Raw genomic sequence first — 22,884 nt, forward strand, 5'->3', positions numbered from 1 at the left:
TGTTTCCATTCCCCTTGCTGCAGTGCGCCCCCTCTGCGCCGATCCGTCTGAAGAAATTGTCCGTCTCGCTGGTAGATGTTCGTTTTCGGGGCGGGTCAGGAAGCCGGCGCGACTCTGCGCCAAGATGGCCTCCATGGATGCCATCATCTCCGGAACCGAACTCGCGAGCGACCTGGCGGGCCCCCGGCCGCCGGTCGTGCTCGACGTGCGCTACACGCTCGGCGGCCCACCCGGCCGTCCCGAGTACGACGCAGGCCACATCCCCGGCGCCGCCTACGTCGACCTGGACGCCGAGCTGGCCGCCCCGCCCGGGCCGGAGGGCCGCCACCCGCTCCCCGACCTCGCCGTCTTCGGCGCCGCCATGCGCCGCGCCGGCGTCTTCGCCGGCCGCCCCGTGGTGGTGTACGACGGCGGCCAGGGCTGGTCCGCCGCGCGCTGCTGGTGGCTGCTGCGGTACACCGGCCACCGGGACGTCCGCGTCCTCGACGGCGGACTGGCGGCCTGGCCCGGCGAGCTGTCCCGCACGCCGCCGGCCGGCGGCGCGGGCGACTTCACCCCGGAGCCGGGTGCGCTGCCGGTGCTCGGCGCCGGCGAGGCCGCCGCGCTCGCCCGTCGCGGCGTGCTCTTCGACGCCCGCGCGGGGGAGCGCTACCGCGGCGAGGTGGAGCCCATCGACCCGGTCGCGGGCCACATTCCCGGGGCGGTCTCGGCGCCGACCACCGAGAACCTCGCCGCCGACCGGACCTTCCGGCCCGCGGCCGACCTGGCGGCGCGCTTCCGCGCGCTCGGGGCCGCGCCGGGCACGGAGGTCGGCGTGTACTGCGGCTCGGGCGTCTCCGCGGCCCAGGAGGTCCTGGCGCTGGAGATCGCCGGCATCCCCGCGGCGCTGTACCCGGGGTCGTGGTCGGAGTGGGTGGCGGATCCGGCCCGGGAGGTGGCGACGGGCGCGCAGCCGGGCTGACGGAAGGGGCCGCCGGGGCCTTCCGTCAGCGGGTGACGCCGGCCGCGTACCCGGTCAGCGGGCGCGTGGCCGGCGTCCTTCTACCCTGCGGGCGGCGGCAGACCGGGGCGCGGTTCGTACGGACGACTCCGTACGAACCGCGCCCGATCCCGACGGCTACTCCGGCTTCTTGCGCCGGCTCCCGAACACGATCTCGTCCCAACTCGGCACCGCGGCCCGCCGGCCCGGCCGCACGCCGTCGGCCTCCGCCTGCCGGTCCGTCTGCCCCGTCAGCCGCTCCCGGTGCGCCGAGACGCTCCGCGGCATCAGCACGTCCGCGTACGCGGACCCCGCCGCCCCCGCGCTCGCCGCGGGTGCCGGAGGCTCCTCCTCCACCGCGGGCGGCTCGGGCTCCTCCTCCGGCGGCGGTCCGGGCACCGGCCCGTGCACCGGACCGGGCTTGGGTCCGGCGCCCGCCGCCCCGGCCGGCCCGTCGGCAGTGGCGGCCGGCGCGGGCGTGGACTGGTCCGGCACCACCAGGTCGCCCCGGAAGCTCGGCACCGCCTCCAGCAGGCTGGTCAGGGAGTCCCCGCGGTCCTCGCCGGAGGCGTCCCTGTCCCCGCGCCCGCCGTCGGCCGGCCGCTCCGGACTCCGCGGCAGCCGCGCGATCTTCGGCACGAACGGCAGGCTCGGCTCCGGCGTGGCGTCGGTCTCGCCGATCAGCCCCCGCGCCTCGTCGTCGACGGGCTGTACGAGCCGCCGCGGCGGGTCGTACGTCCAGCCGGCGTTGTGCGGCTCACCGGCGACGCGGTAGACGAGGAGCACCTCCCAGGTGCCGTCGTCCCGCCGCCAGGAGTCCCACCGCGCCGAGTCCTTCTCCGCGCCACGCATCATCAGCCGCTCGGCGACCGCCTCGCCCAGCGCCGGACCGGCGCTCTCGCCGGGGCGCCGGATGGGCGTCTTGCGGGCCCGCTCGGCCATGAACGCCCGCTCGGCCAGCACCGGCCCCTCGAAGCGCCGCACGCGGTCGACGGGGATCCCGGCGAGCGCGGCGACCTCCTCCGCCGACGCACCGGCCCGTATCCGCGCCTGGATGTCGCGGGGGCGCAGGTGGTTCTCGACCTCGATCTCGATCTGGCCGAGCCGCGCACGGTCGTTGCGCACCGCGGCGCGCAGACGCTCGTCAATCGGAAGGGTGTACTCCGTACTGTCCGCAGCCTTCAGCACCAGCCGTGTGCCGTCGTTACTGACCGCCACGACACGCAGTTCGGGCATGGGAACCTCCCGGTGGTGCCTGCCGACGTTCGGTGCGTCGCTGCTCTTTCCGCTAGTCGAGTGTGGCCTGCCCGGGTGCAGCCTGCCACAACTTTGCTGAGTTGCCCGGCGTGTCGGGCCTTGGGGCCCGATACGCCGTGATGACACGGTTACGCATGTGCAACGCAGCGGCCGTGATCGCCGCCGTCGGACGGACACCTGAGCACTGGCTCGCCCACAGTACTCCATTCGAGCCATGCGGGTGGACCGGCGCGCCACCGAACGCGGAACGCTGCAAGGCAGTTGAGTCTGCCTGTTCCGCCCCGGTTCGATCAAGAGGTGCGTTGCATCACAGAATCCCCGGAATCGGAACTATCGGGTCCGTCCGCGGGGTTCGTTCCTGTGGGCGGGAGGCCAACGGGGCGGTCTCGGGAGCGAGATGCGGAGCTCGGCGGACAGGGTCTCGGCGGACGACGCGACTCAACTCCCGCCCGGCGCACGGCCCGCGGTAAGGCGCTCAGTCCCCCAGCACCCGCCGCAGGTAGTCGTTGCCGAACACGCGCCCGGGGTCCAGCCGGTCCCGTACCGCCGTGAACTCCCCGAACCGCGGGTAGACCCCCGCCAGGTACTCCGCGTCCCGGCTGTGCAGCTTCCCCCAGTGCGGCCGGCCCCCGTGCGCCGTCATGATCCGCTCCACCGCCGTGAAGTACGCGTGGTGCGGCGTCCCCCGGTACAGGTGCACCGCGACGTACGCCGTGTCCCGACCCGACGCCGTCGACAGCGGGATGTCGTCCGCGGGTGCGACCCGTACCTCCACCGGGAAGCTGATCCGCAGCCCCGACCGGTCGACCATCGCCTTCAGCTCCCGGATCGCCGGGACCGCCGCCTCCCGCGGGACCGCGTACTCCATCTCCACGAACCGCACCCGCCGGGGGCTGGTGAAGACCTTGTACGGAATGTCCGTGTACGTACGCGCCGACAGCGCCCGGCTGGAGACCGCCGCGATGCCCGGGATCGTCGCGGGCACCGCCCGCCCCACCGCGCACGCCGCCGCGAACACGCCGTTGGACAGCAGCTCGTCGTCGATCCACCCGCCGATCCGGCCGAGCGGCGCCGCGGGGCCCTTGCTGCGGTTGTTGCGCTTGGTGTTGCAGCGGCCGGTGTGCGGGAACCAGTAGAACTCGAAGTGCTCGTTGCCCTCCGCCAGTTCGTCGAAGGACGCGAGGACGTCCGTGAGCGGCATCGGCTCCTCCCGCGCGGTGAGCAGGAAGACCGGCTCCACCGCGAAGGTGAGCGACGTGACCACGCCCAGCGCGCCGACGCCCAGCCGGGCCGCGGCGAAGACCGCCGCGTCCTCGCCGGTGTCGTCCGCCGTGTACGTACGCGCCCGGCCGTCCGCCGTGACCAGCTCCAGCGCGGTGATCTGGGCGGCCAGCGAGGCAGAGGAGCGGCCGGTGCCGTGGGTGCCGGTGGCGGTGGCGCCGGAGACGGTCTGCGCCATGATGTCGCCCATGTTGGTCAGCGACAGACCGGCGGCGGCGAGGGCGTGGTTGAGCTGGTGCAGCGGGGTGCCCGCGGCGACGGTGACGGTGCCGGCGCCGCGGTCGATCTCGTGGATGCCGACCAGCCGCTCCGGGCGGACCATGAGCCCGCCGGTGGCCGCGGCGGCGGTGAAGGAGTGGCCCGTACCGACGGCCTTGACCTTCAGGCCGTCCTCGGCGGCGGCGCGTACGGCGTCGGCGACCTCGGCGGTGGTGGACGGGCTGACGGTGCGCGCGGGGCGCGCGGCGACGGTGCGCGCCCAGTTGCGCCAGGCGCCCGCGGCCCTCCTGCTGATCACCTGACGCATCCGCCGCCCATCCGCCGCCCATCCCCTGAACAGGCCGTCGTACGGCCCTTCTTCCGGCTCTCCGCCCCCGGTTGGAGAGGGATGATACTCGCGCGTACGGACCGGCCATACGCCGGTGTCCGACTCGGGCGGGCGGCTCGCGCATGGCAGGATCGAAGGCATGCCCGACGCGCAGTCCCCCCAGCCGTACGACGCCCTTCTCCTGCTGTCCTTCGGCGGCCCCGAAGGCCCGGACGATGTCGTTCCGTTCCTGGCGAACGTCACCCGGGGCCGCGGCATCCCGCGCGAGCGGCTGGAGGAGGTGGGGCAGCACTACTTCCTCTTCGACGGCGTGAGCCCCATCAACGCCCAGAACCGCGAGCTGCTGGAGGCCCTGCGCAAACATTTCGCGGACGCCGGCCTCGACCTCCCGGTCTACTGGGGCAACCGCAACTGGGACCCGTACCTCACCGACACCCTGCGGCAGGTCGCGCGCGCCGGGCACCGGCGGGTGCTGGCGCTGGTCACCAGCGCGTACGCCTCGTACTCCGGCTGCCGGCAGTACCGCGAGAACCTGGCCGAGTCGCTGGCCGCGCTCGCCGCGGAGGGCCTGGAGCCGCCGCGCGTCGACAAGCTGCGGCACTACTTCAACCACCCCGGCTTCGTCCGCCCCGTCGCCGACGGCGTGCTGGCCGCGCTGGACCGGCTGCCCGCGGACGTACGCGACGGCGCCCACCTGGCGTTCTCCACCCACTCCATCCCCACCGCCGCGGCCGGCACCTCCGGCCCCCCGGCGGACCACGGCGACGGCGGCGCGTACGTCGCGCAGCACCTGGACGCCGCCCGGCTGGTCGCGGACGCGGTGCGGGAGGCCACGGGCGTCGAGCGGCCCTGGCGGCTCGTCTACCAGTCGCGCAGCGGCGCGCCGCACATCCCGTGGCTGGAGCCGGACATCTGCGACCACCTGGAGGAGCTGCACGCCGCCGGCGCGCCCGCGGCCGTGATGGTGCCGATCGGCTTCGTCTCGGACCACATGGAGGTCATGTACGACCTCGACACGGAGGCGGCGGCGAAGGCGGCGGAGCTGGGCCTGCCGGCGGTGCGGTCGGCGACGGTCGGGGCGGACCCGCGGTTCGTCGCGGCGGTACGGGAGCTGGTCCTGGAGCGGGCCGCGGCCGAGCGCGGGGAGCCGGTCGAGCGCTGCGCGCTGGGTGCGCTGGGGCCGAGCCACGACGTCTGCCCGGCGGGCTGCTGCCCGGCCCGTACGCCGAAGCCCGCGACCGCGGGCGCCGACTGAACCGCCGCCGTACGCCGCGGCACCCGCCGTACGGCGCCCGCACCGCCGCCCCGCCGCCCCCGCGAGAAGCGCACCGAGGAGCACCGTGACCGACGAGCCCCGCCCCGGACCCCCCGCTCCCGAGACCCCCGCTCCCGAGACGTCTGCTCCCGAGACCCCCGCCGCGCCGCACGACGAGCTGTTGGCCCTGGCACTGGAGGCCGCACGCCGCGCGGGCGAGCTGCTGCGCGACCATCGGCCCGCCGACCTCGGCGTGGCCGCGACGAAGTCCAGCGCCATCGACGTCGTCACCGAGATGGACCTCGCCGCCGAGAAGCTGATCACCGGCTTCCTCACCGAGCGCCGGCCCGCCGACGGGATCCTCGGCGAGGAGGGCGCGAGCACGCCCGGCAGCAGCGGCGTGCGCTGGGTCGTCGACCCGATCGACGGCACGGTGAACTACCTCTACGGCCGTCCCGACTGGTCGGTCAGCATCGCCGCGGAGTACGCGGGCGAGGCCGTCGTCGGCGTCGTGGCGGCGCCGATGCGGGGCGAGACGTACCACGCCGTGCGCGGCGGCGGCGCCTTCGTCAACGGTGAGCCGGCGCGCTGCCGGCCGACGCCGCCCATGGACCAGGCGCTGGTCTCCACCGGCTTCAACTACGTCCACGCGGTGCGCGCGCACCAGGCCGAGGTGGCACGGCTGCTGATCCCGCGGGTCCGTGACATCCGCCGCGGCGGCTCCGCGGCGATCGACCTGTGCGACGTGGCCTGCGGCCGGCTCGACGGCTACTACGAGCGCGGCCTGAACCCCTGGGACCTGGCCGCGGGCGACCTCATCGCCCGCGAGGCCGGCGCGCTGACCGGCTCCCGGCCGGGCCTGCGGCCGGACGGGGACCTGACCGTCGCCGCGGTGCCGGGGCTCTTCGAGCCGCTGCAGCGGCTGCTGGACGAGCTGGGCGCCTGGCACGACTGACGGGGACCCGCTACCCCGCTACCCCGCCACCCCGCCGTGCCGCCCCGCGCCCGTGGTACGCACCGCCCCCGCGCCAGCCGAGCCGTGACGACCCCGCGGCGGCGCCCTCTCGTCCGTACCCCGCCGCCTCCCGGACACGTCCGCACAGCAGCGCCCCGGCACCGTGGCGGTGCCGGGGCGGCGTGGTCGTCGGGGCGTCGGGCGGGTCAGACTCCGGAGCGGGCTCCGACCTCGACGCCGTGGTCGGCGGCGAGCCGGCGCAGGTCGTCCAGCTCCTCCTGCTCCACCTCGACGCCGAACTCGTCGCCTTCCTCGCGGGCGCGGTCCCGCTCTGACTCGGCCGTCTTGATGCGCTGCAGAATGCCAGCGGTGAATGCGTCCATTGTGTACGCCCCCTCGTCGTCGGGTCGAGGCACTGGGGGTGTGCCGACGGGTCAGATCACGGAGAACGTCCCTCCGGCTACAGCCTGTGTGCCGTGCCGGGAAAGGAGGCTGGGAAACGTGATCGGCGGGTGTGGAATCGTCCTCCCCGCGGCATCGGGGGTGGAAACATCGGATCCGGAGAATCTTTGGGTGCCCGGCTGCTTACCACCGGTTTACTCCCATTGCAGGCAGGATGGAGCTGTTCCCAGGCGGTACTACGAGAAGGGACCTCGCCGTGCGCGTACTCGTCGTCGAGGACGAGCAGCTGCTCGCCGACGCGGTGGCCACCGGCCTGCGCCGGGAGGCCATGGCCGTGGACGTCGTCTACGACGGCGCGGCGGCCATAGACCGCATCGAGCTGAACGACTACGACGTCGTGGTGCTCGACCGCGACCTGCCCCTCGTCCACGGCGACGACGTGTGTAGCAAGGTCGTCGAGCTGGGCCTGCCCACCCGGGTGCTGATGCTGACCGCGGCGGGCGACGTCCGGGACCGCGTCGAGGGGCTGGAGCTGGGCGCGGACGACTACCTGCCCAAGCCGTTCGCCTTCAGCGAACTCACGGCGCGCGTGCGTGCCCTCGGCCGGCGCAGCGCGCAGGCGCTGCCCCCGGTGCTGGAGCGCTCCGGCATCAAGCTCGACCCGGGCCGCCGGGAGGTGTACCGGGACGAGCGGCTGGTGCAGCTCGCGCCGAAGGAGTTCGCGGTGCTGGAGGTGCTGATGCGGGCCGAGGGCGGCGTGGTCTCGGCCGAGCAGCTGCTGGAGAAGGCGTGGGACGAGAACACCGACCCGTTCACCAACGTCGTGCGCGTCACCGTGATGACGCTGCGCCGCAAGCTCGGCGAGCCCCCCGTGATCATCACGGTGCCCGGCTCGGGCTACCGCATCTGACGTTCCCCACGTCCCCCCACGCCCCCCACGCACCCGACGGATGGCCCCATGGACGAGAACAGACGCTCCGCCTCGGACGCGCTGCCCGCCGGTACCCCGCCCAAGCCCACCTGGGACCCCCGGGAGGCCGCCGCGCCGTACTGGCTGCGCCCGACCATCCGGATACGCCTCACGCTGATCTACGGCGGCATGTTCCTGATGGCCGGCATGGTGCTGCTGGCCATCATCTATCTGCTGGCCGCCACCGCCCTGGACAGCTTCGCCACCCCGTTCAAGCTGCTGGAGAGCAGCGGCACGGTGAAGGTGGCCAGCGAGACGTGTCCCGAGGTCTCGGACGCGGAGACGTACAGCCAGTTCAACGGCATCCTCGAAACCTGCATCGAGCGGCGGCGCCAGCTCGCCCTGGACTCCCTGCTGCGCAAGTCGCTGCTCGCGCTGGTGGGGATGACGGTGCTCGCCTTCGCCTTCGGCTACGTCGTCGCCGGCCGGGTGCTCTCGCCGCTGGGCCGCATCACCCGCACCGCCCGCAGCGTGGCCGGCTCGGACCTGCACAAGCGCATCGAGCTGGACGGGCCGGACGACGAGCTGAAGGAGCTGGCCGACACCTTCGACGACATGCTCGACCGCCTCGACCGGGCGTTCAACGCCCAGCAGCGCTTCGTGGCCAACGCCTCGCACGAGCTGCGCACCCCGCTGGCGATCAACCGCACGCTGCTGGAGGTCCAGCTCTCCGATCCGGACGCCTCGCCGGAGCTGCAGCAGCTGGGCAAGACCCTGCTGGCCACCAACGAGCGCAGCGAGCTGCTGGTGGAGGGGCTGCTGCTGCTCGCCCGCAGCGAGAACGAGATCGTCGACAGAAAGCCCGTCGACCTCGCCGAGGTCGCCTCCCAGGCGATGGACCAGGCCCGCGGCGAGGCGCAGTCCAGGGGCGTCGAGCTGCGCGGGGTGCGCAAGCCCGCGTACGTGCAGGGCAATGGCGTGCTGCTGGAACGGGTGGGGCTGAACCTGGTGCAGAACGCCGTGCGGTACAACGTCCCCGAGGGCGGCTGGGTCGAGGTGGAGACGGAGGTGCAGCCCGGCATCGCCGTGCTGACGGTCTCCAACACCGGGCCGGTCGTCCCGGCGTACGAGGTGGACAACCTTTTCGAGCCGTTCCGGCGGTTGCGCACGGAGCGTACGGGGAGTGACAAGGGGGTAGGACTGGGGCTGTCCATTGTGAGATCCGTCATCCGGGCGCACGGCGGGACGGTCGCCGCACAGCCGCGCGAAGGCGGTGGGCTGGTGATTCGCGTAGCGCTGCCCATGCAGACTGTGTGATACGTCACATTCGGCCCATTCCGGCCGTGTGCGCTGCGTCATCGCCGCATTCCCGGAAAAGCCCGTAAGATCCGCGTTTCCGCAGGATGCGGTCCCGGGAAGTACACGGGGTGGCGTGCACGAGAAGCGCCCGGGACCGCGTATGGTCCCTTTCGCCATCCGGCCGCGATCACCCCTGGGTGATGCGGGCGGGTGTCGATTGAGTAACAGACCTTGATGTGAGGCAAAATCTCCGCTTCGGGTCGGGCACAAGACCGGCCTCTCATGCGTTACGAGCGCTGGAGACTCACTGACCACCCGGAGGGGGAGAGCGAGAATGGCAACGGACTACGACACCCCACGCAAGACAGACGACGATGTCAACGAAGACAGCATCGAAGAGCTGAAGGCGCGGCGCAGCGACAAGTCGGCCGCAGCCGTCGACGTCGACGAGTTCGAGCAGAATGAGGGCCTGGAGCTGCCCGGTGCGGATCTCTCCAACGAGGAGCTGTCCGTGCGGGTCCTGCCCCGCCAGGAGGACGAGTTCACCTGCATGAGCTGCTTCCTGGTGCACCACCGCAGCCAGCTGGCCGCCGAGAAGAACGGCCAGCCGATCTGCCGCGACTGCGCGGCCTGAGGCCGGCCGTGGCCCCCACGGTCGGCTCCGGTCCCGCCGGGCCGAAGACCGGGATCCTGCGGCGGACGCGCCCCGACCGGCGCGTCCGGGCGGCGTTGGAGTGGGTGGCGGACGCCATCGTGCAGACCGCGCCGCGCGTCCCGGTCCGCGACCTGGCGACGCTGCGCCGGCAGTTCCCCGGGCTCGGCCCGGAGGAGATCGCCGACCGGCTGGTCGCCGGAGCCGTGAAGGGGAGCGCCACGGTCGGCGCGGGCATCGGAGCGGTGGCGATGATGCCCGCGCCGCCAGCGATGCCCGCCGAGCTCGCGGCCGAGATCGTCGGGGTGGCCTCGATAGAGCTGAAACTGATCGCCGAGCTGCACGAGGTGTACGGGGTACGGGCGGCAGGCCCGGCGCGGCAGCGGGCCATGGCGTACCTCGGCGCCTGGACCGACGAGCGCGGCATCGACACCGCCAAGCTCGTGAGCTTCGACGTCGTACTCGGCGGCCCCATGCGCCGCCGGCTGCGGCAGCAGGTCCTCAAGCGCACCGTGCGGAACCTGCCGAGCCTCGCCCCGTTCCTCATGGGCGCGGTCGCCGGTGCGTTGATGAACCGCAGGGACACCCGCAGGCTGGCCGAGACCATCCGTGACGACCTGCGTGCCCGCCAGGTCCCGTGGGACGTGCTCCCGCCCGCGGGCGGAGGGCTTGCGGCGTCGGGGGACACCCAGGACTCCGGAGGTCTTCCGGGCGCCGGGGGTGCCGGGGCCGCCGCGGATGCCGCACTGCCGACGGGACCGCCGCAGGGCGACCCGCGGGCGCTGCCGCCGGGCGAGCGCTGACCCGCGTCGCCCGCCGCCGTCAGCCCATGGCCGACCGCAGCACCGCCACCAGCCGCTCCGGCTCCCGCGTGGACAGGTAGAGATACGGCGTCGGGTCCTCCGGATCCGTGACCTCCACCCGCACCGCCGTCGGGATGTACCCCCGCAGCAGCATGTACGCGCGCGTGTCCGCCTTGTGCGTACGCCAGGCCCGCGCCTCCTCCGCGTCGAGCGCCTGCGCCTCGCCCAGCGCCGTGAGCGGGATCCGGGCGTCGTCGGTGACCAGCTGCCCGGCGATGACACGGATCCGCGCCGAGCCGTACGAGCTGACCGCGACGGCCGCCAGCGCCGACCCGCCGGCGAGCCCGGCCAGCAGCGGCAGCGTGCCGAACGGCGTCAGCACCAGCGCCAGACACACCCCCGTGCCCACCGCCAGGCCCCACCAGGACCGCGGTGCGCTCAGCCGCTCGTCGTAGCTCTGCGTCGTCTCCATGCACCCACCCTCCCACGGCTTCCCCCCGCGGCCCGCTCCCCTCGCGGCTCCGCCGTGGGCCTGCCACGCAGGTAGGCTCTGGCCGTGTGACTGCAAGTGACAAGCTGGCCCCGCCGCCCGGCGCCGCGGAACCCGTGCGGCATCCGGACGCCCCGGCGCCCGGGCAGCTCCTCGGCTCCCACTACGACCAGTGTTTCGGCTGCGGCGGCCAGGAGCACGGCCTGCACCTGGCCGCGCGGGCGGGCGAGGGCGTGAGCGTGACCGCGGAGTTCACGGTCAAGGCCGCCCACCAGGGCGCCCCCGGCCTCGCCCACGGCGGGGTGCTGACCTCCGCGCTCGACGAGACGCTGGGCGCGCTGAGCTGGCTGCTGCACACCATCACGGTGACCGGCCGGCTGGAGACCGACTTCCTGCGCCCGGTGCCGGTGGACACCACCCTCCACCTGGACGCCCGCGCCCTCGCCGTCGCCGGCCGCAAGATCTACTCCACCGCCACCGGCCGCATCGGCGGCCCGGCGGGACCGGTGGCCGTACGAGCCGACGCCCTCTTCGTGGAGGTCAAGGTGAACCACTTCATCGAGCACGGCCGGGACCGCGAGATCCGGGCCGCGATGGCCGACCCCGACCAGGTCCGGCGGGCCCGCGCCTTCGAGGTGAACCCGTGACGGCGGGGCGGGAGCCGGTGGACGTGCTGATCCGCCGCGTCGACCCCGAGGTGCCGCTGCCGTCGTACGCGCACCCGGGCGACGCCGGCGTCGACCTCGTCACCACCCGGCCCGCGGAGCTGCCCCCCGGCGAGCGCGTCGTCCTGCCCACGGGCATCGCCATCGCGCTGCCCGACGGCTACGCGGCCTTCGTGCACCCGCGCTCCGGGCTCGCCGCCCGCTGCGGCGTGACTCTCGTGAACGCCCCGGGGACGGTGGATGCCGGGTACCGTGGGGAGATCAAGGTGAACGTGGTCAACCTCGACCCGCGCCGACCGGTGCGGTTCGAGCGTTTCGACCGGATCGCCCAGCTGGTGATCCAGCAGGTGGAGAAGGCCCGCTTCCACGAGGTGGCCGAACTCCCCGGCTCCGCCAGGGGCGAGGGCGGACACGGGTCAACCGGAGGGCATGCCTCCCTCGGGGACCGGAAGGCCGTTCATGGATACGCTTCGGTCATTGCCGACCGGGAAGGACAGTGACGTGTTCGGACGTCGTCGCAAGGGGCAGGACGAGCCCGTCGACAAGGCCGCCGACGGCGTGACCGCCGAAGACGCCGAGGAGTCGGCGGACGGGCAGCCGGAGGACGGGGACAGGCCCGCGCTGCCGCCCAGGCCACGGCCCGACGGGCCGTGGGACATCAGCGAGGTCGAGGACGCCACCCGCGGCCGGGTGGACCTCGGCGGGCTGATGGTCCCCGGGGTCGAGGGCATGGAGCTGCGCGTCGAGGTGGCGGGCGAGTCCATCGTCGCCGCGACCGTGGTGCTGCGGGACAGCGCGATCCAGCTGCAGGGCTTCGCCGCGCCCAAGAACGAGGGCATCTGGGGCGAGGTCCGCGCGGAGATCGCCGGCGGCATCACCAAGCAGGGCGGCATCATCGACGAGCAGGAGGGCACCCTTGGCTGGGAGCTGCGCGCGCAGGTGCCGGTGAAGCTGCCCGACGGCAAGAGCGGCGTGCAGGTGGTGCGGTTCGTCGGCTGCGACGGGCCGCGGTGGTTCCTGCGCGGGGTGATCTCCGGCCAGGCGGCGGTGCAGCCGCAGGCGGCGGGGGTGCTGGAGAAGATCTTCCGCGAGACCGTGGTCGTACGCGGCGAGGGCCCGATGGCGCCGCGCGACCCGATCGTGCTGCATCTGCCCACGGACGCACAGATGGTGCCGGACGGGGTGCAGCAGGACGAGGCGAGCGAGGGCTCACGGTTCGCGGGCGGCATCGACTCGCTGGCGCGGGGGCCGGAGATCACCGAGGTCCGCTGAGCGCTCCGCGGGGGCGCTCCGTGGGGGCGCTCCGTGGGGAGTGTGGACGTACGGCGGCGGGCCGGGTCGTGGGACCCGGCCCGCCGCCGTTGTGCGTGCGGGCGCCGTGGGCGGCGCGGGCGGCCGGGTGCCGGATGGCGGGTGGCGGGTGCCGCGGCTGAGGCGGGCGGGAGCGTCGGGGCCTTCGGGGTCCCGGGCGGTGCCGCGCCCGCGGGCGGGGGCCGGGGATCCGGTCGTCTCGGGGGACCGCGTCGGAGTCGTCGGGCGGGCCGGGCTCCGCGCTGCGGGGAGCCGGCCGGGTGGGTCCGTCCAGGGCTGTCTGGGCGCCCGCCAGCCGCGGGGTCCGGGTTCGGCGGTCTGGGGTCCGGTGGCCCGAGGTCCGGCGGTCGGGCGCGCAGCCGGTGGTGTAGCCGCCCCGGACTCGACCGTGGAGAGTGCGTCGACCGGCTCCGGCGCGTCCAGCGCCTCGGCGCGGGGTGTCGGCTCGCCGTACGCCTCTCACCGTTCCGGCCAGCCACGTCCGCCGCCCCCGTGCCGCGGCTCGGTACGCGCGGGTCCCGCCGCGCCGCGGGCCCGGGGCCGCCGGCCTGCGCGTAACGAAGCGGTGAAGGCGCGTTCTTGACCTGCCTGGGCCGTCGCGGCTCGCTTATTCTCCCGGCAACCGGGACAGGGGGGACCGTTGACCGCGACCGTTGCGCGGCCGGGGCGCCGGCTTCCGGCCGTGCTGCGGCAGAGCGCGCACCACGGCCTCGTGCTGGCCGCCGCCGCGCTCGCCCTCTTATTGGCCGTCACCGTCCTCGCCGCGCTCGTCGCGGTCGCCGAGCAGGCCGCGGAGGCCGGCGCGCGGGAGCGGCTCGCCGCGGACCCGGATGCGGCGGTGCGGATCAGCGGCGCGTACGACCCGGAGGGCGTGGCGCGCGCGGACGGGCCGGTGCGGGGTGCGCTGGCGCGTACGTACGGCGACGTGCCGCACCGTACGACGCGGCTGATGCGGGCGCCGGCGGCGCGGGAGCTGCAGCTGCCGGTGGCCGGGAGCGGCGTCGGCGGGCGCGGCGCGGTGGGGCTGTCGGTGCTGTGGGCGGAGGACGCCGGCCGGCAGGCGCGGCTGGCGGAGGGGGAGTGGCCGCGGGCCGGGGCCGGGGGCGAGTCCGGGGCCGGCGGGCCGGTGGAGGTCGCGCTCGACGAGCGGTACGCGGCGCGGTTGGGGCTGACGGTCGGCGACGATTTCGCGCTGGGCGGCGACGAGGACGCGGGGGAGGAGGGCTCCGGCGCGGACCCGGACGGCGACGGCTCGGGCGACGGCTCGGGCGACGGGAGCGCGGCCGGGGAGCGGCATGGGTCCGGCGGCGAGGACGCCGCGTCCGGCACCGAAGCCGGTGCCGGGGGCGACGGCGCCGGGGGTTCCGCCCCGGACTCGGGCGGCGGTGGTGCCGGCTCGGGTGACGAGCACGCGACCGACGAGCGGCGCGGCTCCGCCGGCGAGGACGCCGGGTCCGGCACCGGCGCCGGGTCCGGCACCGCCGAGGCCGGCGACGGCGCCGCGCCGCTCGGCATGCGCGTCAGCGGGCTCTACGCCCCGCGCGACCCCGACGCTCCCCTCTGGCAGGACCTCACCGGCACCTTCGGCACCTCCGACAGCGTCGGCCTCGTCGCCCGCCGCGCCTTCGCCGAGCAGCCCGCCCTCCGCCACGACGCCACCGCCGTGTGGCTCTCCGTGCCCGACGCCCGCCGGCTCCGGCTCGGCCAGGTCGACCCCCTGCGCGACCGCGCCGCCGCGCTCGCCACCGGCGACGCGGCGCGCGTCGTCTTCGGCCGCGACGGCACCTCCGCGCGGTCCGCGGCCCTCGCCGACGTCGAGGCCGACACCGATCTGCCGTACGTGTTACGGCAGTTGGACGTGCCCGTCGCCGTCGCCCGCGCCGCCACGTACCTGCCGGTGGCCCTGCTCGCCTCGCTCGCCCTGGCCGCGCTGGTGCTGACCGCCCGGCAGCTGGCCCGGCACCGCGCCGCCGAGCAGGTGCTGCTCGGCAGCCGCGGCGCGGGGCCCGTGCGGCTCGTCGGCGGGGCGGCGGCGCAGTGGGCGGCGGTGGCGCTGCCCGCCGCGCTGGCCGCGCCGTTTCTGGCCGGCCCGCTGCTGCGCGGGCTGGCGGCGGCGGGGGTGCTCGACGGGCCGGTGCCGGCGGGCGCCGCGACCGGCACGGGGTGGACGGTCGCCGGGCTGGCGCTGGCCGTGCACGCCGCCGCCGCGCTGACCCCCGTTGCGCGCGCCGCCCGCGACCGGCGCGCGGTGGCCCGGCTGCGGCGGCGGGTGCCGCGGCTCGCGGCGTACCAGCGGGCGGGTACGGACCTGGCGCTGGCCGGTGTCGCCGCGGTCGGCTGGCTGCAGTTGGTCACCTACCGCACCCCGGTCGCCGACTCCGGCGCCGTCGACCCCGTCGTCGTGCTCGCGCCCGTCGCCCTCACCGCCGCGACCGTGCTCCTGGCGCTGCGGCTGCTGCCGCTGGCCGCCCGCGCCGCCGACCGGCTCGCGCGCCGCTCCGGCGGCCTCGTCCTGCCGCTCGGCGGCTGGCACCTGGGCCGCCGGGCGGCCGGGCACGCCGGCCCCGCGCTGCTCGTCGCTCTCGCGCTGGCCATCGCCGCGCTGGGCGCCACCGCCCTCGCGGTGCTCGACCGCGGCGACCGCGACCAGGCCGCCTTCGCGGTCGGCGCCGACCTCAGCGTCGAGGCCGGGCACGAGGGCGCGGGCTTCGTGCCGCGCGCGGAGCGCCACACGCGGTATGGCTTGCTGCCCGGCGTCGGGGCGGTCACGCCGGTGGTGGACTGGGACGTCACCGTCGGCACGTCGTTCGCGGGGTTGACCGCGCTGGACTCCGCCGAGGTGCTGCCGACGCTTCGTACGAACGCCGCCGCGAGCCCCGTGCCCGCCGTACGGGACGGGGCCGGGCTGCCCCACGACGCGCTCGCGGCGCTCGCCGGCGCCGGCCCGGCGCCGGCCCACGGGCTGCCGCTGCCCGGCCGCCCCGACGCCCTCGGCATGCGCGTACGCCTGGCCGCCGACGGCCCAGGCACCGCCGAGCCGTTCACGCTCAACGTCACCCTGGAGGACGCCGACGGCCTCGCGCACACCGTCTCCGGCACCCTGCCGCCCGCCGACGGCCGGGCGCACCGGATGAGCATCCCGCTCGGCGCGTACCAGTACCCCCTGCGGCTCACCGGGCTGCAGCTGCGCACCGAGGAGGAGACCGAACGGCGCACGTACCTGCTGACGATCGACGACTTCGCCGGCGTTGCGCCCAAGGAGGACGGCGTCCGGTGGCGGGACCTCATCAGCGGCGAGCGGCCCGACCGCGGTCTCGCCGGCTGCCCGGGCCGCAAGCCGGCGCCGACGCGGGGCCTGCCGCCGCGGGTCGCCACCGGGTTCGTCCTCTGCGAGGCGCGCAACCGTCCCGGCGCGCTCTTCGACGGCGTGCTGCGCGGCCCGGACACGTCGCTGCGCGACGAGTACCTGAGCTGGCAGCTCCAGCTTGGTCAGGCCGGCCAGGGCGACCCGCGGCCCGTGCCCGTGCTCGCCACCGACGCGCTGCTCGACTCCGGCCAGGCGGAGGTGGGCGAGACCCTGCGGGCCGGGCTGCCGGGCAACACGGAGCTGCGCGCTGAGGTCGTCGGCCGCGTCGATGCCGTCCCCGGCACCGACCCGGGTCGTGGGCGGCTGCTCGTGGACACCCGGCTGCTGGCCGCGTACCTCGTACGGGCCGGGCTCGACCCGCCGGTGGAGACCCACTGGTGGCTGGCCGCCCGCGACGGCGACGCCACCGCCGCGCTCGCGGCCGTCGAGCGGCGGCCGGAGCTGGGCACGGCGCGCGACGTGCCGGGGGAGCGGGCGGAGCTGGCGGCGTCGCCGCTGCGCGAGGGCGCGGACGGGGCGCTGCGGCTCTGCCTGGTGCTGGCGCCGGCGTTCGCCGTCGTCGGCTTCGCGCTGCACAGCGTCCTGGCGGTACGGTCCCGGGCCCGGGAGTTCGCGCTGCTGCGGGCGCTGGGGGTGCGGACGCGGCAGCTGACGGCGCTGCTGTGGACGGAGCAGCTGTGCCTGGCGGCCTTCGCCGCCGCGGTGGGCACGGCGACGGGCGTGGCGCTGGCGGCGGCGGTGGTGCCGGCCGTCACGGTCACGGAGACCGGGGCCGCGGTGCACCCGGAGCTGGCGGTGGCGGTGCCGTGGCTGCGGGTGGCGGTGGTGGCGGCGGTGGTGACCCTGCTGATCTGCCTGGCGGTCACGGCGACGGCGCGGGCGCTGGCGCGGACGGACCTGGCGCGGGTGCTGAGGGCGGGGGACGAGTGACGGGGCGGGCGAGCGGGCGGTGGTGGCGCCGGGGGCGCGCGGAGCGGGAGCCGTGGCCGGGCGGTGCGCGGGAGGCGGCCCAGGACCGGGCGGACCAGGTTGACCAGGCGGACCAGGCGGACCGCGTAAACCCCGCCGACCTTACGGACCCGGCCCCGGACGCGGGGCGCGGGGGGCGTGCGGAGCGGGAGGCGCGGCCGGGCGCTGCGCGGGCGGCGGCCGGCGCCGGGCGTGGGAGCGGTGCGCGGGAGGCAGCCCGGAAGCGGGCGGACCGAGCGGATCAGGCGGACCGGGTTGATCGGGCGGACCAGACCGACCGGGCCGACCTTGCGGGCCCGGCCCCCGACGCGGGGCGCGGGGGGCGTGCGGAGCCGTCGGGCCCGGGGCGTACGGAGCCGGTGCCCGGCCCGGTTCGTACGACGCGGGCATCCGGTGCGGACGCTACGGACCGACCGCCCCGCGCCACCTGCGCCACCCGCGCCGCCCGCGGTCCCCGCGCCTGGCGCGAGGCGCGCGCCGACCTGCCCGCCTTCGTCCTCCTCGGCGCGCTGGTCGCGCTGCTCGCCGCCGTCGCGACCGCCGCGCCGCCGCTGCTCGACCGGGCCGCCGGCCGGGCGCTCGTAGACCGGATCGCGGCGGCGCAGGACGAACGGCCGCTGCTCACCCGCACCGTGTCGTTCGGGCAGCCGGTCACCGGGCTGCCGGGGGAGGGCGGGACCAGCGTCGCCGACGACCTGACGTGGGCCGAGCAGGACCTGACCAACGCCGTGCCCGCGGCGCTCGCCGGCCTCCTCGACGAGCCCGCGCACCAGGTGCGCGTCCCCGCCGCCACCCTCGGCGCCCCCCGCGGGGACGCCGCCCTGTCCCTGCTCCACACCAGCGAGGCCCCCGGCCCCGCCGGCTACGCCGCCGGCCGCCCGCCCCGCCACACCGGCCCGGACGGCCCCGTGGAGATCGCCGTCTCCACCCGCACCCGCGACGCGCTCGGCCTCCGCCTCGGCGCCCGGCTGGACCTGACCCCGCGCCACTCCCGGCTCGACACCCCCGTCGTCGTCACCGGCTTCCTCCGCACCGACCCCGACGGCCCCCAGGACCGCCTCTGGCGCAGCCACCCCCTCCTCGCCGTCCCGCTCCCCGCGGCCCACGAGTCCAGCCCGACCGAGGCGCAGGCGCTGATCGCCCCCCGCGCCCTCGACGCCCTCCTGGACCGCGGGCTGCCGCAGATCACCGTCGAGTGGCGGCTCCGCCTGCAGCTGGGCTACGCGGACGGCGCGGACGGCGCAACCGACGCAGACGACGAGCGCGACGAGCGCGCCACGGCCGCCGCCCGCTTCACCGGCGACGACGGCCGCGACAGGCTGATCCGCGCCCTCGCCGCGTACGACACCGCCAGCGCCGACAACTTCTGCGACAGCACCGGCACCGCCTGCATCTACGGCTCCCACCCCGCCCAGCGCCCGACCCGCACCGACCAGGTCCAGCCGCTGGTCCGCGACTTCGACGCCGAGTGGGACCAGGCCGCCGTCGTCGTCTCCTTCGCCCTCGTCTCCGTCGTCGGCGTCGGCCTGGCCGCCGCCTTCGTCACCGCCCGGCTCGCGGTGCGGCGGCGGCTCGGCCACCACCGGCTGCAGCGCGCCCGCGGCGCCTCCGCGCTCGGCGTCGCGCTCTCCCGCGCCGCGCAGTACGCGCCGGTGGCGGGCGCGGGGCTGGCGGCGGGGCACGTCGGGGCGCGGCTGCTGCTGCCCGCCGGCGCGGCGCCGGAGGGGTGGGCGGCGGTGGCGGTCGCGGGCGCGGCGTGGCTGCTGCTGCCGGCGCTGACCTGGGCGGCGGTACGGGACCGCCGCTCGGGCCGGACCGCTCGTCGCCCCGCGGGCCGGCGGGCGTCCGCGGAGGCCGCGGTGCTGCTGCTCGCCGCGGCGGGAGCGGTGGCGCTGCGGGTACGCGGCACGTCCGGCGGCAGCGCGTCGGACCCCCTGGTCGCGGCGGTGCCGGTGCTGTGCGGGCTCGCGGTCGTGGTGCTGCTGATACGGACCTACCCGCCGCCGCTGCGCCTGCTGGCCCGGCTCGCGGCCCGCCGCCGCGGGCCGCTCGGGCTGCTGGCGCTCTCCCGCGCCGCCCGCGACGCGCCCGCGGCCGTGCTCGCGCTGCTCGTGCTCGTCGCCACCCTGGGCGCCGCGGTCTTCGGCGGCCTCGTCACCGGCACCGTCGAGGAGGGCCGCCGCGACGCGCTCGACTGGCGCACCGGCGGCGCCGACGCGGTGCTCACCGACGCCGTCAACCCCGCCGGCGACGAGGCGCTGCGCCGGGTCCCGGGCGTGGCGCACGCGGTGCCGGTCCGGCTCGTACGCACCGAGCTGACCAGCGCCGCCACCGGCCTCGGACAGCCCGGCGCCGACCTGCTCGCCGTCGACTCCGCCGCGCTCGGCCGGGCCGACCCCGGCTCGGCCGCCGCGGCGGCGGTCGCGGGGCTGGGGGAGCCGCGGCGGGACGGCGCGGGGCGGCTGGTGCTGCCGGTGCTGGCCGGCGGGGAGCGGGGGGCGGCGCGTACCGGCGAGACGTACGAGACGGGGTGGCGCGGCGTGCGGGTGCGCGTCGCCGGGCGGCTGGCCGGGGACGCGGTCCGGGACAAGGCGTTCGGCCCGCTGTACGGCGGGCGCGACGCGGCGCCGGGGGCGGACCGGCCGCTGCTGCTGGCCGACACCGCCGCGCTGGCCGCCGCGGACCGGGAGCGCGCCGCGGACGTGCCCCGCGGCGACGCGGCCGTCCTGTACTACGGCGCCGGCGCCACCCCGGCCGCGCTGCGCTCCGCCGCGCCGGGCACAGGCGTCGACAGCCCGTACGGGGAACTGCTGATCGCCACGGAGGAGCGGACGGCGGACCGCGACGACGGGGTGCTCGGCACGATCCGGGCCGCGCACGCCGTGTGCGCGGCGCTGGCCGCGGTGCTGGCGCTGCTGACGCTGCTCGTGGAGCTGCTGCTCTCCGCGCCGGAGCGTGCCCGCACCACCGCGTACCTTCGCCTCCTCGGCCTCGACCGGCGCGGCGCCACCGCCCTCGGCGCGCTGCAGCTCGCCCCGCTCGCGCTCACCGCCGCGGCCGGCGGCCTCGCCCTGGGCCTCGCGCTGCCCGCGGCCCTGGGCCCGGCGCTGGACCTCCGCGCGCTCACCGGCGGCCCGGTGGACCCACCCCGGCGGCCCGACCACCTGCTGACCGCCGCGCTGACGCTCGGGCTGCTCGCGCTCGTCGCGGCGGCGGTGGCGGCCGACGCGGTGGCCTCCCGCCGCAGCCGCCGGCTGACGGCGCTCCGCGTGGGGGAGGACGGGTGACCGCCCCGAGGCTCTCCAGGCGGCGAGGTCCGTCGGCGTCGGCGCCCCGCGCGGCCCGGGCGGGCTCGCGCCCCGGAGACGTACACCCGCCGACCGCACACTCCCCCTACGCCCTGAGGGCGTGGGGGTACCCCCACGTGTCCCGCTCGCCCGGCCCCGCCCCGCGGTCCGGTGCCGGGCAGGTGCTCGTTCTCCGCTGTGCTGGTCTCCGGCTCGTGGCCGGGCCGGTGTGCGGAGTCGCGGCGCGGAGGCGTAGGTCCGTGCGCGGTACGCGGTACGCGTCCTGCCCGGCTGGCTCCGTCGCCGCGGCGTGCAGGTGGCCGCCGCGGCCCGGTGCCGGGCAGGGGCCCGTTCTCCGCCGCGCCGGGCTCCCGCCCGCGGCCGGGCCGCGCAGCGGGCGCGCCACCCCGCGCGCCCGGCCGCCCGCCTGCCACCCGCCCGTGTCGCCGCCCGCCGCGGGTCGCCGCCGCGGTCCGGGACAGGGCACGGACTCGTACCCCGCCGTGCCGGTCTCCCGCGGCCGGGCCGCGGCGCGCGCGTGCCACAGCCGCACCCCTGCGGCCCGCCGGCGCCCGCCTTGCCGCACACGCCCGGCCGCCGCACGCCCCGCACACCCCGGACCCGGCCCAGGAGGTCCGCGTGACCGAACCTCGCACACCGGCCCCCGACCTCGCCGCGCTGGAGCGCGCCGCGCGCGCCGCCCGCGCCGCGCGCGCCGCCCCCGGAGCCGCGGCGCCCGAGCGCCGCGAGCCCGTCGTCGACTGCGACAACCTCGTCCGCGTCTTCCACGCCGAAGGCGTCGAGGTGCAGGCCCTCCAGGGCCTCGACCTCACCGTCGCCGAGGGCGAGATGACCGCGCTCGTCGGCGCCTCCGGCTCCGGCAAGTCCACCCTGCTCGGCATCCTCTCCGGCCTCGACCTGCCCACCGCGGGCCGCGTCCGCGTCGCCGGGCACGACCTGCTCGCCATGGGCCGCCGCCAGCGGCTCGCGTACCGGCGCCGCACCGTCGGCTTCGTCTGGCAGCAGACCGCCCGCAACCTGCTGCCGTACCTGACCGCCCTGGAGAACGTCGCGCTGCCCATGGCGTACGCCCGGGTCCCCCGCCGCGAGCGGCCCGGCCGGGCCGCCGACCTCCTCGACGCCCTCGGCGTCGGGGACTGCGCGCACCGCCGCCCCGCGGAGCTGTCCGGCGGCGAGCAGCAGCGCGTCGCCGTCGCGGTCGCCGCCGCCAACCGGCCGCGGGTGCTGCTGGCCGACGAGCCGACGGGGGAGCTGGACACCGCGAGCGGCGAGCAGGTCTTCGCGGCGCTGCGCCGGGCCAACGAGGAGCTGGCCGCCACCGTGCTCGTCGTCACCCACGACCCGCTGGTCTCCCGCCAGGTGCGCCGTACGGTGCAGATCCGCGACGGCCGCACCGCCGCCGAGACGCTGCGGGACGAGGCGCTGACGGCCGCCGAGTACGCCGTGCTCGACCGCGTCGGCAGGCTGCAGCTGCCGCGCGAGTACGTAGAGAGGTACGGTCTGCGGCGGCGGGTGCGGCTGACCGCGGAGCGGGATCACGTCGGTGTGTGGCGCGCCGCCGAGCAGCCCGCCGAGCAGCCCAGCGAGGAGCCCAGCGAGGAGCGTGACGGGCGGGACGGGCACGACGAGGGGGAGGACGCATGAGTGAGGACGCCGGTCGGGACACCACGGCGGTACGGGAGCGGGCGGCGGACGACGGCCGCCCCATGGTCGTCGTCGAGGACCTGCACCGCACGTACGGCAGCGGCGCCACCGCCGTACACGCCCTGCGCGGCGTGTCGCTGCGGGTGCCGCGCGGCGAGCTGGTGGCGCTGAAGGGCCGCTCGGGCTCCGGCAAGACGACGCTGCTGAACCTCGTCGCCGGGCTCGACGTCGCCGACTCCGGCCGCATCGAGCTGGACGGCGTGGCGCTGTCCGGGCTCGGCGAGGCGGAGCTGCTCGGACTGCGGCGGGACCGGATCGGGCTGGTCTTCCAGTCGTTCGGACTGATCCCGATCCTGTCCGCGGCGGAGAACGTCGGGGTGCCGATGCGGCTGCGCAAGGTGCCGCCCCGGGAGCGGGAGGAGCGGGTGGAGCTGCTGCTCGCGCTGGTCGGTCTGGCGGACCACGCCGCGCAGCGGCCCGGGGAGCTGTCCGGCGGGCAGCAGCAGCGCGTGGCCATCGCCCGGGCGCTGGCGAACCGGCCGGCGCTGATCATCGCGGACGAGCCGACGGGGCAGCTGGACGCGGAGACGGGGCACGCGGTGATGGAGCTGCTGCGGGCGGTGGTGCGCAGCGAGGACGTCACGGCGCTGGTGGCCACGCACGACGCGGCGCTGCTGGACGTCGCGGACCGGGTGCTGGAGCTGCGGGACGGGACGATCACCGACCACGCGGATGCGGATGCGGGTACGGGCCCGGAGGCACCCGCGCCCGCCACCTGACCCCCCGTCCC

At 76.7% G+C, this 22,884-nt stretch carries 18 protein-coding genes; 14 read left to right on the plus strand and 4 right to left on the minus strand.

Features of this window, described 5'->3' with window-relative positions; all coding sequences use genetic code 11:
• The first annotated feature begins 124 nt into the window (after positions 1–124).
• Positions 125–961 carry a sulfurtransferase gene (locus T328_RS00410; protein ID WP_496493749.1) on the plus strand — a complete coding sequence of 279 codons (837 nt, stop codon included), beginning with the start codon at positions 125–127 and terminating at the stop codon, positions 959–961.
• Between the two features lie 156 nt (positions 962–1,117).
• Here T328_RS00410 and sepH read toward each other — a convergent pair whose 3' ends face one another.
• Positions 1,118–2,215: a septation protein SepH gene (gene sepH / locus T328_RS00415; protein ID WP_496493750.1), complete on the minus strand. Its 1,098-nt coding sequence runs from the start codon at positions 2,213–2,215 to the stop codon at positions 1,118–1,120.
• Positions 2,216–2,711: 496 nt separating this feature from the next.
• The gene (locus T328_RS00420; protein ID WP_496493751.1) at positions 2,712–4,043 is read right to left on the minus strand and encodes a D-arabinono-1,4-lactone oxidase; all 1,332 of its coding nucleotides are present in this window, start codon (positions 4,041–4,043) and stop codon (positions 2,712–2,714) included.
• Between the two features lie 160 nt (positions 4,044–4,203).
• Between T328_RS00420 and T328_RS00425 the strand changes: the two genes are divergently transcribed.
• Positions 4,204–5,319: a ferrochelatase gene (locus T328_RS00425; RefSeq protein ID WP_496493752.1), complete on the plus strand. Its 1,116-nt coding sequence runs from the start codon at positions 4,204–4,206 to the stop codon at positions 5,317–5,319.
• A 178-nt stretch (positions 5,320–5,497) separates the two neighbouring features.
• Entirely contained in the window at positions 5,498–6,274 is a 777-nt protein-coding gene (locus T328_RS00430; RefSeq protein WP_496494283.1) for an inositol monophosphatase family protein, read from the plus strand.
• A gap of 206 nt (positions 6,275–6,480) precedes the next feature.
• Here T328_RS00430 and T328_RS00435 read toward each other — a convergent pair whose 3' ends face one another.
• Positions 6,481–6,657: a hypothetical protein gene (locus T328_RS00435; protein ID WP_496493753.1), complete on the minus strand. Its 177-nt coding sequence runs from the start codon at positions 6,655–6,657 to the stop codon at positions 6,481–6,483.
• A 275-nt stretch (positions 6,658–6,932) separates the two neighbouring features.
• On the opposite strand from T328_RS00435, the gene T328_RS00440 reads away from it, so the two are divergent.
• The 4 genes from T328_RS00440 (at position 6,933) to T328_RS00455 (ending at position 10,340) form a co-directional block, all read left to right on the plus strand.
• Positions 6,933–7,586: a response regulator transcription factor gene (locus T328_RS00440; protein ID WP_496493754.1), complete on the plus strand. Its 654-nt coding sequence runs from the start codon at positions 6,933–6,935 to the stop codon at positions 7,584–7,586.
• A 48-nt stretch (positions 7,587–7,634) separates the two neighbouring features.
• The gene (locus tag T328_RS00445; protein WP_496493755.1) at positions 7,635–8,903 is read left to right on the plus strand and encodes a sensor histidine kinase; all 1,269 of its coding nucleotides are present in this window, start codon (positions 7,635–7,637) and stop codon (positions 8,901–8,903) included.
• Positions 8,904–9,219: 316 nt separating this feature from the next.
• On the plus strand, positions 9,220–9,519 hold the full coding sequence (locus tag T328_RS00450) for a DUF4193 domain-containing protein (protein WP_018838171.1): 300 nt from the start codon (positions 9,220–9,222) through the stop codon (positions 9,517–9,519).
• 8 nt (positions 9,520–9,527) lie between these two features.
• The gene (locus T328_RS00455) at positions 9,528–10,340 is read left to right on the plus strand and encodes a hypothetical protein (RefSeq protein WP_496493756.1); all 813 of its coding nucleotides are present in this window, start codon (positions 9,528–9,530) and stop codon (positions 10,338–10,340) included.
• Positions 10,341–10,359: 19 nt separating this feature from the next.
• On the opposite strand, the gene T328_RS00460 is transcribed toward T328_RS00455, so the two are convergent.
• A complete protein-coding gene (locus T328_RS00460; protein ID WP_496493757.1) occupies positions 10,360–10,812 on the minus strand; it encodes a DUF3093 domain-containing protein in 453 nt (150 codons plus the stop codon).
• A gap of 86 nt (positions 10,813–10,898) precedes the next feature.
• On the opposite strand from T328_RS00460, the gene T328_RS00465 reads away from it, so the two are divergent.
• The 7 genes from T328_RS00465 (at position 10,899) to T328_RS00495 (ending at position 22,873) form a co-directional block, all read left to right on the plus strand.
• Entirely contained in the window at positions 10,899–11,477 is a 579-nt protein-coding gene (locus tag T328_RS00465; protein ID WP_496493758.1) for a PaaI family thioesterase, read from the plus strand.
• The gene (dut, locus tag T328_RS00470; RefSeq protein ID WP_496493759.1) at positions 11,474–11,995 is read left to right on the plus strand and encodes a dUTP diphosphatase; all 522 of its coding nucleotides are present in this window, start codon (positions 11,474–11,476) and stop codon (positions 11,993–11,995) included. The genes T328_RS00465 and dut overlap by 4 nt, the downstream gene beginning before the upstream one ends.
• A gap of 1 nt (position 11,996) precedes the next feature.
• On the plus strand, positions 11,997–12,767 hold the full coding sequence (locus tag T328_RS00475; RefSeq protein WP_496493760.1) for a DUF3710 domain-containing protein: 771 nt from the start codon (positions 11,997–11,999) through the stop codon (positions 12,765–12,767).
• A 679-nt stretch (positions 12,768–13,446) separates the two neighbouring features.
• A complete protein-coding gene (locus tag T328_RS00480) occupies positions 13,447–17,103 on the plus strand; it encodes an FtsX-like permease family protein (RefSeq protein ID WP_496493761.1) in 3,657 nt (1,218 codons plus the stop codon).
• Between the two features lie 398 nt (positions 17,104–17,501).
• On the plus strand, positions 17,502–20,429 hold the full coding sequence (locus T328_RS00485; protein WP_496493762.1) for an FtsX-like permease family protein: 2,928 nt from the start codon (positions 17,502–17,504) through the stop codon (positions 20,427–20,429).
• A 639-nt stretch (positions 20,430–21,068) separates the two neighbouring features.
• A complete protein-coding gene (locus T328_RS00490) occupies positions 21,069–22,094 on the plus strand; it encodes an ABC transporter ATP-binding protein (RefSeq protein WP_496493763.1) in 1,026 nt (341 codons plus the stop codon).
• Positions 22,091–22,873 (plus strand): ABC transporter ATP-binding protein, encoded by a 783-nt coding sequence (locus tag T328_RS00495; RefSeq protein WP_496493764.1) that lies wholly within the window; start codon positions 22,091–22,093, stop codon positions 22,871–22,873. The genes T328_RS00490 and T328_RS00495 overlap by 4 nt, the downstream gene beginning before the upstream one ends.
• Positions 22,874–22,884 lie beyond the last annotated feature (11 nt).

The sequence above is a fragment of the Streptomyces sp. CNX435 genome (genome assembly GCF_059570575.1).